The sequence below is a fragment of the Kitasatospora sp. NPDC087861 genome (assembly GCF_044742585.1).
Classification (GTDB): Bacteria; Actinomycetota; Actinomycetes; order Streptomycetales; family Streptomycetaceae; genus Kitasatospora.
Window position 1 is genome coordinate 1 of record NZ_JBIUUS010000074.1, and the last position, 13,085, is coordinate 13,085.

Genomic DNA, 13,085 nt, shown 5'->3' on the forward strand with positions numbered 1-13,085 from the left:
GTGCGACCGACCAGTCCGCAACATGAAGTGAAGCCTGCAGCGCCGTCATTTAACCCCCGCTCCGAGAGAGGTGGGCCAAGGAGGAGCCGAGCCTGTGCTTGAAGGGCGAAGGCCACGGAAGGCGTCCCAGATCCTGGAGCGGGCGCTCAAGAACCTCCCGGCGTAAGGGGCGTGGAATGGTCGGAAGGTTGTCCTGGGAACTGGAGAGGGCCTACTCGGCCCCGGGGATTGCGGCCCGGGAAGCGTGGCCTGCCTATAACCGGCGGAACCGGGAAGTGGCGGGCTGCCGAGAGGCAGTCGGAGGGGGTCGTAGTAGTGCCGATTGACGGGACAACACAACCCGTCAGGAGCGAAGGGCCCCTGCTTCATCGATGCGTGACACGAACAAGGAGGTGCCCGGGTGAGTGCCGAAACGGCTATGTCCGCCCGCCGGGAGGACCCAGGCCGCGTTGAGCGGCGTCCTCTGGACAAGGTCCGAGCCTTGCAGTGGACGCTCTACCGCTGTGCCAAGCAAGAACCCGAACGCCGGTTCCACGCCCTGTACGGCCACGTCCACCGCATGGACGTCGTGTGGCGGGCGTGGTCCAGCGTGTGTGCGAACCGGGGTGCCCCCGGCGTGGACGGCGTGACCGTCGACGCGGTGGCCGCTGCCGGGGTGGATGAGTTCCTCCAGGACCTGTCGGAGCAGTTGCGGACGCATACGTATCGTCCGTCGGTGCTGCGACGGGTCCAGATTCCCAAGCCGGGGCGGCCGGGGGAGTTCCGGCCGCTGTCGATCCCCACTGTGGCGGACCGGGTGGTGATGACGGCCGCGAAACTGGTTCTCGAACCGGTCTTCGAGGCCCAGTTCACCGAGGCGAGCTACGGTTTCCGGCCCAAGAGGTCCGCGATCGACGCGTGCGAGGCCGTGCGCGTCGCGGCGAACCAGCGGCAGGAGTGGGTGTTCGAGGCTGATATCCGGGACTGCTTCGGGACGATTGATCACGAGGCACTCGTCGCTCAGGTGGCGAGGCGCGTGGCGGACCGTCAGATGCTGAAGCTGATCCGGTCGTGGCTGCGGATGGGAGTGCTGGAGGGCGGGGTGACCTCTCCGACCGGGGCGGGAACCCCGCAGGGCTCACCGATTTCCCCGTTGCTGGCCAATGTGGCCCTGCACGTCCTCGACGAGGCGTGGCAGGACCGTGGTCGCCGGCTGGGGACGTTGGTGCGCTATTGCGACGACTTCGTGGTCCTGTCGCCGACCAGGCAGCGCGCCGAGCAGGCGCGCGAGCTGGCAGCGGTGGTGCTGGGCGGGCTCGGGATGCGGCTGCATCCGGAGAAGTCCGGCATCGTCTGTCTCATTCGGGGTGGGCAGGGCTTCGATTTCCTCGGATTCCATCACCGGAAGGTGGAGTCGTGGAAGTGGCGGGGCAGGTTCTACCTGCAACGCTGGCCCTCGGCGCGGGCGTTGGGGGTGCTGCGGGACAAGATCCGTGCGGCGACCTCCCGCTCCCGGACCGAACGGCCGGTGGCCGCCGTGGTGGCCGACCTCAACCCCGTCCTTCGGGGTTGGGCCGCGTATTTCCGCAACGGCAACTCCGGGCGGAAGTTCAACGCGGTCGACGGCTACGTTCACGAGCGGCTGGCGATCTTCGCCAGCCGGAAACACGGCCTGCGGGGCCGGAACTGGACCACCCGTTACACCTATGGGCGGATCACTCGGCTCGGGGTCTACCGCCTGACCGGGAGCGTACGCGGGGCGACGGCGCATGCCAGTCGGTGAACGATGTCGGAAAGCCGTGTGCGGGAGAACTGCATGCACGGTGTGCGCCGTGAGGCGCTTCGTTGTATCCCCGACGCAGTCGGGATGAACTCGGAGGGAGGTTCATGGGTCGCCTGGCTTACCTGGACGCGAAAGCGCGAGGGGACAAGAGCATGCCAGGGAAGTGGTGGCCGCCTGGAGGTGTCTGGGGCGGGGTGCCGCGAGACCCGCGCGATATGGCCAAGGCTGGATTGCTTGAAGCCCAATCTCCAGCGGTGAGAGTGCGCACCCGTCGGAACGACACCTGGAACCGACGACACGTCATGTCCGGGCATGAACCGTGAGACCGGACAACCTCCGTGATGTGGAGCATCGCCCAGCGAGGGCGGTCAAGGAGATGAGTGGGCGGCCTACGTCGGGACCGGCTGGCCGGACCACAGTCCGGACATCTTGCCCGCCGAGATCACCAGACCGTGATCGGCGAGGCTGCGTTGCAGTTCGACGCCTTCCAGATGCCCTTGTTCGCGGCCGTCAGCCGCAGGTTCCACCTCATCGGACAAGCCCTTCCAGCCGCTTCGCGGCCCGCTCCGTCCCGGCGACCCAGGCGTCCTCGACCCGGGTCTGCTGCACATGGACATACCGCATCGTGGTGGCGATCCAGGAATCAGGCCGTTCAGATAGAGTTGGGACGCGCAGTAGTGCCGCAGAACCTGCGGGGTCAGCTTGTCCGCCCGGGCGGGCAGGTGCGTCCCGGTGGCGGCCACCAAGCCGTTGCGAAGGGCGTCGTCGCCCACCCTCCGGGAGGAGCCGTCGGCGTTCTTGCGCTCGGAAGGGAACAGCGGGGCGCCGGGTCGGGTGTGGTCGTCGCCGAACTGGCCCCACACATCCTCGATGAACCACCGCAGGGTTCGGCCCGCACCGTTGATCAGCGGCACCATCCGCTCCTGTGGCCCCGAGCCGCGCTTGCCCTTGCCGTGGCGGACGTGCAGCTTTCCGAACTGGCCCAGATCCCACTTGATGTCGTCCAGGTCGAGCCTGCACGCCTCGTTCACCCGCAGCCCAACCTCGGACATCAGCTTCGAGGCGGTGTAGTTCCTGGCGGTCGGGGCGAACTTCCGACAGGTGGCCAGCTCTCCGGCCCAGCCGGTGAACAGCGCGGCGACCTCCGACTCGATCGGCGGGATCCGCAGTTGTGCGTCCTTGGATCCGCGAGGACGGTTCATCTCGTCGATCGGGCACTCGACCACTCGGCCAGTCATCGCATGGAGTTCGACCTTGTGCCGCAGCTCCAGGAAAGCGAAGTACGTGGTCAGTGCCTGGGAGCGAGCCAGGCGGGTGCCGCTGGGTGAGTTCCGCAGGACGCGCCCGAAGTAGGCGTCGGCGTCTGCGGGGTCCATGTCCCACAGCGGCCGGCCGAACCAGGTCCGTATCTGGTCCAGGTGCCCGACGTCCCCGCGAATAGTCCCGTCCGCCAGCCCGGCAGAGGCCCAGGCGAGGACGAACCCGGCCAGGGCGTCAGTCTCGAACTGGGTCAACTCCTCTGCCGAGACCGGGGCCCGGTGCTCGAGCAGGTCCCGCACAACCGCCAACGCCGCCAACCCGAGCCCCCTCGCTTTCATCCAGACCGCGGATCACTCGGACAAGACGAGAACGATTCAGGAATCCCGAAGTTACGTCAGCAGACAGTCGAGCCGTCGGCGCAGGAAGAAGCCCCTGGCCACAGGGCCAAGAGCTCAGCGAAGCTCAGGGGAACCCGTGGGATGTCGCACATGATCGACATCGAGGGCCGCCGTCCCGTCGAGGTCCTGCCCGAGCGGTCCGCGGACGCCCTGGCCAAGTGGCTCACCGACCACCCCGGCGTCGAGGTGGTCTGCCGTGACCGGGCCAGCTGCTATTCCGACGGCGCGAACCGCGGCGCGGGCACTGCGACGCAGGTCGCGAACAGGTTCCACCTCTGGGTGAACCTCGGCGATGCCACCGAGCGACTGGTCGCCCGCCTACGCTCGCAGTGGCTCCCGCCCGCCCCGGAGAAGGAGAAGACGGTGCTGCCCGAAGGACGGCGCGCTCACAGAACCCGCGAGCGTCACGCCGCCGTCCACGCCCTGATGGCCACGGGCATGGGGCACAGCGAGATCGTCGCCGAGCTGGGCCTGGACCCGAAGACGGCGCGCAAGTTCATGCGCGCTGCCACGGCGGACGAGCTGATCGGGGCGGGGCCACTGGCGGCCGCAGACCAGCCTGGACGACCACGCCGCCTACCTGATCGCCCGGTTCAATGAGGGCTGCCACAGCGCACTGCGGCTCCACCGAGAGCTCGCCGGGCGAGGCCTGACCGTCAGCGAGCGCACAGTGCGCCGCTTCGTGCACCGGCTGCGCAACAACGCCAAACCAGCCGCCCTGCCGCCGGTCCCCAAGGTGCGCGAGGTGACCAGAATGATCCTTACCCACCCCGACAACCGCCCCGAGTCCGGCCGCGTCCTGCTGAAGGAACTCCTGCACTGCTGCCGGGAGTTGGACGAAGCCTGCGAACTCATCGCGCGCTTCGCCTCGATCCTCCTCCACCGCCGAGGCCAGGAGGACCTCGAACGGTGGACCGCGGACGCCGAAGCCAGCCAGCTGCCAGAACTGAGAGGGTTCGCTACCGGCCTGCGCAAGGACTGGGACGCCGTCATGGCCGGCCTCACGCTCCGCTGGAACTCCGGTCCGGTCGAGGGCCACGTCAACCGCATCAAGATGCTCAAGCGCCAGATGTTCGGCCGCGCCAAACTCGACCTCCTCCGCAAACGCGTGCTCCTCGCGTCGTAAAGATCACGACGATGCCTCTCACGGACCGCCGATGACCTTGCCTTTCGCGGCCTTTCAAAGACTCAGGCATTGGGGCATAGAGCGAGGGGAGTAGTTCAGCCGGTCGCCTCTTCGGCTCGCACGCTGCCTGCGTCGAGGTGTAGCTCATAGACTGTGGTGCAATCGGCCGCCAGGGTGGCGACCGGCCTCCCACAAGGACACGCGCGATTGAGACCGCGGTCGCCAACGGGGCCGGAGCAGCACCCCATGCTCGCCTCCACCAGGATTTCCAGTCCGGGTGCGTCCTCAGGATGGAGGACGATGTTGTTGCGCGGGCCTGCGGACTTCAGGAGCCCTCGCTCATCAGCCTTCCAGCCCGCTCGACGCTGTGAAGGGCCGTCCTCATCGTCCCCGTACGGTACGTAGGGTGCACCCCATGGCTCGGGCTCGACCGCGAAGTACCCTCGGGGCATCGTCGCGGGAGACCTCCGCGTCCCTTGTTCCTGCTCCTCATACGGGGGCGGTTCCGGCACGGCCGACAGTGGCGTCAGCGGGGCTGTCAGGACAGCACCGCATCCGGCACAGTAGAAGATCGTCATACGGCTGTTCTAGCCGCACCACTTCCCCTCGCGCATCCGATTTCGGGTGCAGGCCGTTGAATGCGGAACCATTGGAGCGTCGCCTGACGACCGCGTCAGGCAACTGCCTCCACAAACCACTCCCAGGGCTCTGAAGTTCATTCACGGAACTCGCGCCAGAGCCAGTTCCCACCGTCCCTTGACAAAAGCGGAACTAAGCGACGGATATTGCATTGCTGCTGACCTTTCTGTGGAGTCGCGGGCGGTCGTGGACGGAGGCGGTGGCGCGGGATCTGGAGGACTACGAGCACTGGCGTCTGCGTGCGGCTGAGAATCTGGTCCGGGTCGGCGGGATGAAGTGGAACCGGGAGTTGGCTGCGTTCTCGGGTCTGTTCGCGTGGGCGGTCAAGGAGCGCTGGATCAGCCGGAGTCCGGTGGCGACCAGGCAGGTTGTTGGTCGGCGTGGTGAGGTGTTGACGGTCGCGGTCGCGGTGGCGAAGGCGAAGGACAGCAGGCCATCGAACGTGCACTGGTTGACGCCGCGTACGTGGCGGCTGTGGATCAATGTGGGGTTGTGGGGTCACACACGGCAGAGGGTGCCGGAGCGGGGCTGGATGGGCCGGCTTGAGGACCGGAACGTGGCGTTCACGCGGCTGGTGACGTCGTCAGGCCTGCGGCGCCTGGAGGCGGGGTCGCTGCTGACGTTCGAGATCCCCAAACTCCGCCTGCCAGAGGGCCGCTACTGCCACGGGAGGATCGCGGCTGAGGTGACCCGGTCGTAGAAGTCACGTACGTTCTACGTCTCGACCGGCGTGGTGGGTGATGCCGAGACCATTCCCCCGCAGACCCTCGGGTTCCTGACCCAGCCCGCTCTCGCGCGGGTGTGGACCACGGTGCGCCAACGGCTGGAGCGCAACTGCCTGCGGCCGGAGGGCGCCGTCCGGTTGGCCGACCTCGACGCGGCGGAGCGCGAGGCGCTGTCGCTGCTGTTGGGTCGCCGGCTCGGCACCCCCACCGCCACGATCCGGCTGTCCGACCTGGATGCGCGGTTGCGATCCACAGCGGCGGGCTGCGGTCTGGTCGAGGCCCTGATGAAGCTCGGTCCGCCGCTGACCGATCGGCGTGCCGCACGGGACACCGGACGCCAGGCGCGGGCCGCGGTCTGGGAGGCAGCCGACCAGGCCGTGGCCGCGTCACCGCTGGCCGACCAAGGCTGGGTGGCCGACTGGCTCGCCGACCTGCGCCGAGGCGGAGCGGTTGGCCGGCTCCCGCCCAGGGGGGCCGCGGAGGTGCTCCGCCAGGCCGTCCAGGTCCTCGGGGCGCTGCACCCGTTCGGGGACGAGACGGCGCCGCCGCACGGCCGCGGGGAGCTCGCCACCCAAGTGACCGGAACGGCCCACGGGCTGGACGACGGCACAGCGCTGTCACGCCTGGTCCTGCGGGGCCTCGCGCGTGCCCTGGACACCGAGCTCCCGGAGCACGCGCCGGACGCCGCGCCCTCTGGCATGGCGCCGGCGTGCTCCCCGACGAGGTGTCGAGCACCGTGCTCAGCTACGGGCTGCGGCCGGTGGGCCAGGGCTGGCGTGAGCGGGCCCTGCGAGAGCGGTCCGAGCAGGGCGCTGAAACCCACCTGACGCTCCGTGACCTGTATGTCGTCGAACTCGCGCTGCCACCGGACACCGACGGGTACGTCTGTGAGAACCCCCGGGTGGTTGAGGCCGCGGCCGCCGCCCGCTGCGCTGCCGCGTTGGTCTGCACCTCGGGCAGCGCGGCCACGGTCTTGCTCGAACTGCTCGACGTTCTCGCCGCCGCCGGCCACCGCTTCCACTACCACGGTGACTTCGACTGGCCGGGCATCGCGCTCGCTAACCGCATCGTGCGCCGATACGCGGCCCGGCCGTGGCGGATGGCAGCGACCGACTACGAGCAGCTCGCTGCTCGGGTCCGGCGGCAGGGCATCCCGCGGCTCCCGCTCACTGGTGCGCCCGTGGAAGCGGACTGGGACCCCGGCCTCGCCGCCGCCATGGCCGGGCTCAACGCCGCGCTGTACGAGGAGTCCGCACTGGAGTGGCTGGTGACCGACCTGGGGCCGGGGCAGCGGTGAGCGCGGTGGTGGTGGGTGTGCCGCGGGCTCGGTCGGTGTCAGCGGCCGGGCAGTGGCACGGTGGCACTGATCTGCCCAGCGGCGGATCTCCTTGGGGGTCGAAGATACCTTGGCAGTGCCGAATCCACGTGCCCCGCCCCTGCCCCGATCAGCGAGCCATCACCACATAGGACATGGTCCAAAGCAAGGCCGTTGCCCCGTGGCCGAAGAGCCAGTAGGCAAGGTACAGGCTCAGCAGAAGTATTGGTTCGGATTCCAACGCGCACGAGCCCACCCGGCACCGAGAGAAACACATCGGCCGACGTCGTGCTCAACGTGGCGGGCATCGCCGAGTGACCGGCCTCGACTGCGGCACGAGGTCAAGGTGACGGTAGACGAGAACGCGGCACGTCCTGAGGGGTGCGGGTGCCGAGAAGGTGAAAGGTGATGAGCATGGCCGAGAACTCGACCCCGGGTAACGGCGAACTGGACCGCGGAACGTCGCCTGCCCCGGAGCCACTGGATGCGACTTCCCATCGGTCTCCCGATTTCGGGACCGAGGAACTCCTGGGCCGACTGTTCGCGCAGGTGCTCGACCTTACCGACGTCGGCGTCGATGTCGGGTTCGAGGACCTCGGCGGGGACAGCATCGCTGCGATTCGGCTGGTCACCGCCGCTCGCAAGGCCGGGCTGCCACTGAAGGTGCGAGACGTTTTCGCGCACCAGAGCGTCGGGCGCCTCGCCCGTGCCCTCGGTGGTCGCTCAGGGGGATAGGAACCCGTGCAGCGGGCCGAATCCGGCCCGCCTGTGCGCTCGCCCATCCGGCCTTGAGCGATGAGCGGGGGGACCGAGCAATGAACAACTCCCCGGTATTGGTTCCTGCTGCGCCGGGGCGCCGGGACCCGCTGCAGCAGATCGCTGGCACCAGGTTGATCACGGGAGGACAATCGTGGATTTTAGTCTTTTCTACTTCGCACATGACGGAGCCGGTGGAACCCGGCGGATTCCTTACGGTCTCCTGCTCGAAGGAGCACGTCTCGCGGATCGGCATGGGTTCACGGCGGTGTGGATGCCGGAACGGCACTTCCACCCGTTCGGCGGGATCCATCCCAACCCTGCCCAGACGGGCGCGGCGGTCGCGGCCGTCACGGATCGGGTCGAGATCAGGGCGGGTAGTGTCGTCGGCCCGCTCTATGACCTGACCAGGTTCGCGGAGGAGTGGGCGGCGGTCGATAACCTCTCCGACGGCCGGGTGGGGTTGTCCTTCGGACCAGGCTGGCCCGGCCCGGATTTCGTCCTGGCGCCGGAGGACTATTCCCAGCGCCGGGAAGTTCTCGTGCAAACTATCGATGCTGTGCGGCGGCTGTGGCGCCAGGAGGCGTTCGAACCGGCAGACGGTACCGCCGAACTGGCGACCAAACGAATCTTCCCGGCCCCGGTGCAGCCCGAAGCGCCGGTCTGGCTCACGAGTGCGGGCAGCGCCGAGTCCTTCCGGGAGGCCGGTCGGCTCGGCGTAGGGCTTCTGACCCACCTGCTCTGCCAGAATCTGGAGGAACTCGCCGAGAAGATCGCGGTCTATCATGAGGCCTATTCCGGGACGGAAGCGCCGCGGGTGGCGCTCATGCTTCCCACCCTTCTCGGACAGGATCGCGAGGTGGTGCGGGAGACCGTCCGTGCCCCGTTCCTGCGCACCGATGCGGGGCGGCTGCTGCGGGCACCGGGTGACGTCCTCCGAGGAGTGGATCCGGATGACCTCGACCCGGACGACCTGGAGTTCCTCGTCGAGCATGCCTACGATCGCTATTTCGACACCGGCGGCCTGTTCGGCCAAGCGGAAGACGCCGCACGGCTGCTGGACAGGGTCGCCGAGACCGGCGTCGACGAGGTAGCGTGCATGATTGACTTCGACGTGGAGGCCAGCGCCGTGCTTGCCAGCCTCGGCCATCTGACTGCGCTCAAGGACGCATGGCAGACCTCGTGATCGGCCGCTGGGTGGCCTTGACGGCGGAAGATGCAGCGTCGCGGCCAGTGTTCGGCAACTTCGCCACCCGAGAAGCCGAAGGCACGACAATGAGCAGTGCGCCTCTCGGTGCACCAAGATCATCCATGAACCCCCGACCGTGGCCGGGTGTGACACCCGGGAACTGTCGGCGTGGTCGAACCCAGAACGGTTGCTCCGCATGACCGAGATCCAGATCGAGATCACCGCGGGTCTCATCCGCGATCTGCTGCAGGACCAGCATCCGGACCTGGCCGAGCTGCCTCTGCGCGAGGTGGAGGGCGGCTGGGGCAATCAGATGTGGTGCCTCGGGGACGAGCTGGCCGTGCGGATCCAGCGCATGAACACCAACCCCGATGAGCAGCTGAAGGAGCGCCGGTGGCTGCCGCTGCTCGCCCCGCGCCTGCCGCTGCCAATCCCCGTGCCGGTGCGCAGTGGTGCGCCCTGCGAGCGTTTCCCCAAGATCTGGACGGTCATGACGTGGGTGCCGGGCCTGCCGCTGGACCACGGGGCGATCACCCGTGGCGAGCACGCGGCCGACACCCTGGCAGCTTTCCTCCGGGCGCTGCATGTGGCAGCGCCCGCCGACGCACCGGTTGATTCGGGCATCGGCGTACACCCCAGAGACTGCACGGACGGCTTCCAGCAGTTCTTCGACTCCGTCGACGCTGACGCGATCGGCTCCGACGCCGCCGACGTCCGGGCCATCTGGGACGACGCTGTCGCGGCCCCCGCGTGGCAGGGTCCGCCGGTATGGGTGCACGGCGACCTGCATCCCGCGAACGTCGTCGTCGCGGACGGGACGCTGGCCGGCGTCGTCGACTTCGGCGCCCTGTGCGTCGGCGACCCGGCATGGGACCTGGCGGCCGCCTGGGTGCTGCTGCCGGCGGGCGCGGCCACACGCTTCTTCGCGGCGTACGCGGAGGCTGACGAGGCGACGGTCCGGCGCGCCCGCGGGCTGGCCGCGCTGAAGAGCCTCTTCCTGATGCTTATGGGTCAGAACGGGGACCGCGGCCTGCCCGGCGGCAAGCCAGCGTGGGGTCCGGCGGGACGGGCGGCGCTCGACCGGCTCCTGAGCGCGCGTCTGACCCGATTCCACGAGTAGGGAGTTCGGGTCGTTGCCGTCTGCGAAGGACCAGCGGTGGATCCGGGCTCACCGCGGGAGCCGCCCGCGATCGACTTCAACCTCTCATGCCTCTACCCCTGCGAGCGGAAGGCGCCTCATGGAATCAGAGCGCTCCCTCAGTCGGCTGGACATTGCGTCCGCGCGGCACCCGCAGAATGCCGAGTACTGGAATCGACTGCTGGCCGGTAGCGAGAAGACCGGGTTTCCCGCTGATCATCCAGTCGCATCGGGAGAGCCGACCTGGGAACACCGCGAAGTCGTGCTCAGCACCGACCTGAACCGACGTGTCGACACTCTGAGCAAGGGGTCCCCTCGATCGCTCCACGTCGTGCTGACCACCGCAGTCATTGCCCTGCTCCGCGCCTACACCGGGACCGACGACCTCGTGGTGGGGCAGCCAGTGCCGGTCGAGAACCTGTCCGCGGATCCAGAGCGGGCTGGGACTGGCATTATCATATTGCGATGTGCCGCGACGGCGGAGGACACCTTCGCCACGCTGCTGAACACGGTCCGCTCCGCAGTCCTCGACGGGCTCACCCACAGGAACTTCCCAGTCGCGTTGCTCGCCGAGGAACGCGGCCCGGCCGCACCGGGCCACAACCGCCTGTGTGACGTGGCCGTGGCCTTCGACGGTCTGCACGACCCGACGTTCGCCGACTCGACGCAGGTGCCACTCCTGTTCACCTTCGCCCAGGGCGCGAACGGGGCCGTCGTGCGGGTTCGCCACGACTCCCGGCGGCACACGCCCGCCAGCGTGGAGCGCCTCTGTCGACACCTCCTGGTGCTGTTGGACCAGGCGACTGCCGATCCCCGGGGCCCGCTGCGGGACATCACGCTGACCTGCGCGCAGGACCTCGCCCTCCTCGCCGGCTTCAACGCGACCGCACGCCCCTACGATCTCGCCGCAACCGTCCACTACCTGTGCGCGGCCCGCGCCGCCGCACAGCCCGACGCGATCGCCGCCGTCGGCTACCAGGGGACGATGACCTATGGCGAATTGGACCGTCGCGCGAACAGTCTCGCCTGGACGCTCCAGGCGCGCGGGGTGGAGACCGGAGACCGGGTCGCGGTCCTCATGGACCGCTCGGAACTCATGCTGATCGCCGTCCTGGCCGTCATGAAGGCCGGCGCCGCCTACGTGCCCGTCGATCCCGGCTATCCCGCCGATCGGGTGGCATTCGTCCTGCGCGACTGTGCCGCCAAACTGGTCCTCATCTCCGGTGCCGTCCCAGCGGAGGCCGCGCCGGGGGACACGGTCGACCTGCGCGACCCGTCCGCGTACTCTCCGGTCACGACCGCGCCGACGGTCACATCGGGTCCCGCTGATCCGGCGTACGTCATCTACACCTCCGGCTCCACGGGCACGCCGAAGGGCGTGGTGGTGGAGCACCGCTCGGTGGTGAACCGACTCACCTGGATGCAGGAGGCCTACCCGCTCCGAACCGGTGACGTCGTCCTGCAGAAGACGTCGATCTCATTCGATGTCTCGGTGTGGGAACTGTTCTGGTGGATGATCGAGGGCGCGACGGTGTGCCTCCCGGCGCCGGGCGCAGAGCGCGACCCCGAAGCGATCATCGAAGCTGTCGAGCAACACCGTGTGAGTGTCCTGCACTTCGTCCCCACGATGCTGGCGGCGTTCCTCGAATACGCCGCCGAAAGCGGGGCGGTCGCTCGGCTCGCACCGTTGCGCACCGTGTTCGCCAGCGGCGAGGCACTGAGCCCGGCTCATGTGGCGGCCTTCCACCGGCTGCTGCGTCCCGGTGCGACCGGGCCGGACCTCGTCAACCTCTACGGTCCGACCGAGGCCACGGTCGACGTCAGTCACTTCCCTTGCACGGAGCCGGGCGCCACCGTACCCATCGGGCGACCCATAGCGAACACGCGCCTGTACGTCCTGGACGAATCGCACCGGATCCAGCCCGTCGGCGTCCCGGGTGAACTCTGCATCGGCGGAGTCGGGCTGGCGCGCGGCTACCTGGGGAGGCCCGAACTCACAGCGGAACGCTTCATCGAGGCGCCGTTCCCCGGTGAGCCGCGCATCTACCGTACCGGCGATGTCGCCCGTTGGTTGCCCGACGGCGTCGTCGAGTACTTGGGTCGCACCGATCACCAGGTCAAGATCCGCGGCTTTCGTGTCGAGCTCGGCGAGATCGAACACCGTCTCAGGTGGCTGCCGGAGGTGGCGGACGTGGCCGTTCTCGCCCTCGGCTCTCCGGCGGCCCTGCACGCCTTCATCGCCTCCCAGACCTCGCCCGCCAACAGCGACCTCAGGAACAGGCTGGCCGCGGTCCTACCCGCGTTCATGGTCCCGAAGCACTTCACCGTGCTCGAAGCGCTGCCCGTTTCCCCCAACGGCAAGGTCGACCGCACGCGGCTGGCTGCGATCGCCGCTGAACTCGTGGCCGCAGCCCGTGCTGGTCGTTGACCCGGCCACTTGGCTTGGCCTGCTGCTGTGCCATCGGCATGAGCAGCGTTCGCCCGCATCCCGCCGAAGGTGCTGCGTTGGCAGCGGATCGTGACGCCGGGCACCCTGCAGTGCCGGCATCACGATTCGCGGTTTCTGAACCCACACGCACACAGATTCCGGCCGCTCGATGCCGCCCGGCGCAGCTACTGAAGTTGAATTCGTGATGTCGCTCGGATGGGTGAAGCCGTAGCGTTCGCCTGCCGGTGGAGGGCCGATCCCGGTAGTCGTGTGCTGTGAGGTATGCACAGGTCGGCGGTTTGACCGACGCGGAGGGGGCCGCGCGGGAGCGGATCCGGCAGCAGGCCGT

Annotated in this window: 9 protein-coding genes and 3 pseudogenes; 10 read left to right on the forward strand and 2 right to left on the reverse strand. The window is 68.7% G+C overall.

Annotation, left to right across the window (positions count from 1 at the left end; translation table 11 throughout):
* The first annotated feature begins 400 nt into the window (after nucleotides 1–400).
* Entirely contained in the window at nucleotides 401–1,762 is a 1,362-nt protein-coding gene (ltrA, locus tag ACIOJE_RS40430; RefSeq protein ID WP_280686379.1) for a group II intron reverse transcriptase/maturase, read from the forward strand.
* A 398-nt stretch (nucleotides 1,763–2,160) separates the two neighbouring features.
* On the opposite strand, the pseudogene ACIOJE_RS40435 reads toward ltrA, so the two are convergent.
* Nucleotides 2,161–2,294 (reverse strand): annotated as a pseudogene (locus ACIOJE_RS40435) (XRE family transcriptional regulator); the annotation flags it as partial.
* A gap of 175 nt (nucleotides 2,295–2,469) precedes the next feature.
* Nucleotides 2,470–3,360 (reverse strand): annotated as a pseudogene (locus ACIOJE_RS40440) (site-specific integrase); the annotation flags it as partial.
* 141 nt (nucleotides 3,361–3,501) lie between these two features.
* Between ACIOJE_RS40440 and ACIOJE_RS40445 the strand changes: the two are divergent.
* From ACIOJE_RS40445 to ACIOJE_RS40485, 9 genes and pseudogenes are all read left to right on the forward strand, one after another.
* A complete protein-coding gene (locus ACIOJE_RS40445) occupies nucleotides 3,502–4,020 on the forward strand; it encodes a transposase (protein ID WP_280686378.1) in 519 nt (172 codons plus the stop codon).
* Between the two features lie 70 nt (nucleotides 4,021–4,090).
* Nucleotides 4,091–4,546, forward strand: coding sequence for a transposase (locus tag ACIOJE_RS40450; protein WP_280686377.1), 456 nt, complete (start codon nucleotides 4,091–4,093; stop codon nucleotides 4,544–4,546).
* A 790-nt stretch (nucleotides 4,547–5,336) separates the two neighbouring features.
* Nucleotides 5,337–5,885, forward strand: a complete 549-nt coding sequence (locus ACIOJE_RS40455; protein WP_280686376.1) for a hypothetical protein — start codon at nucleotides 5,337–5,339, stop codon at nucleotides 5,883–5,885.
* A 111-nt stretch (nucleotides 5,886–5,996) separates the two neighbouring features.
* Nucleotides 5,997–6,610: pseudogene (locus ACIOJE_RS40460) on the forward strand (TIGR02679 domain-containing protein); the annotation flags it as partial.
* A gap of 60 nt (nucleotides 6,611–6,670) precedes the next feature.
* Complete coding sequence (locus ACIOJE_RS40465; protein WP_280686380.1) at nucleotides 6,671–7,207, forward strand: DUF2399 domain-containing protein; 537 nt, start codon at nucleotides 6,671–6,673, stop codon at nucleotides 7,205–7,207.
* Nucleotides 7,208–7,639: 432 nt separating this feature from the next.
* On the forward strand, nucleotides 7,640–7,960 hold the full coding sequence (locus ACIOJE_RS40470) for a phosphopantetheine-binding protein (protein WP_280686375.1): 321 nt from the start codon (nucleotides 7,640–7,642) through the stop codon (nucleotides 7,958–7,960).
* Between the two features lie 175 nt (nucleotides 7,961–8,135).
* On the forward strand, nucleotides 8,136–9,167 hold the full coding sequence (locus ACIOJE_RS40475; protein ID WP_280686374.1) for a MupA/Atu3671 family FMN-dependent luciferase-like monooxygenase: 1,032 nt from the start codon (nucleotides 8,136–8,138) through the stop codon (nucleotides 9,165–9,167).
* Nucleotides 9,168–9,366: 199 nt separating this feature from the next.
* Nucleotides 9,367–10,290, forward strand: coding sequence for a phosphotransferase (locus ACIOJE_RS40480; protein WP_280686373.1), 924 nt, complete (start codon nucleotides 9,367–9,369; stop codon nucleotides 10,288–10,290).
* Nucleotides 10,291–10,408: 118 nt separating this feature from the next.
* Nucleotides 10,409–12,736, forward strand: a complete 2,328-nt coding sequence (locus ACIOJE_RS40485) for an amino acid adenylation domain-containing protein (RefSeq protein WP_280686372.1) — start codon at nucleotides 10,409–10,411, stop codon at nucleotides 12,734–12,736.
* Nucleotides 12,737–13,085: the final 349 nt, after the last annotated feature.

Excerpts from the sequence above, each read along its gene's own strand:
- ACIOJE_RS40445 (WP_280686378.1), top strand. The coding sequence starts at position 3,502 with ATGTCGCACATGATCGACATCGAGGGCCGCCGTCCCGTCGAGGTCCTG.
- ACIOJE_RS40470 (WP_280686375.1), top strand. The coding sequence starts at position 7,640 with ATGGCCGAGAACTCGACCCCGGGTAACGGCGAACTGGACCGCGGAACG.
- ACIOJE_RS40480 (WP_280686373.1), top strand. The coding sequence starts at position 9,367 with ATGACCGAGATCCAGATCGAGATCACCGCGGGTCTCATCCGCGATCTG.
- ACIOJE_RS40485 (WP_280686372.1), top strand. The coding sequence starts at position 10,409 with ATGGAATCAGAGCGCTCCCTCAGTCGGCTGGACATTGCGTCCGCGCGG.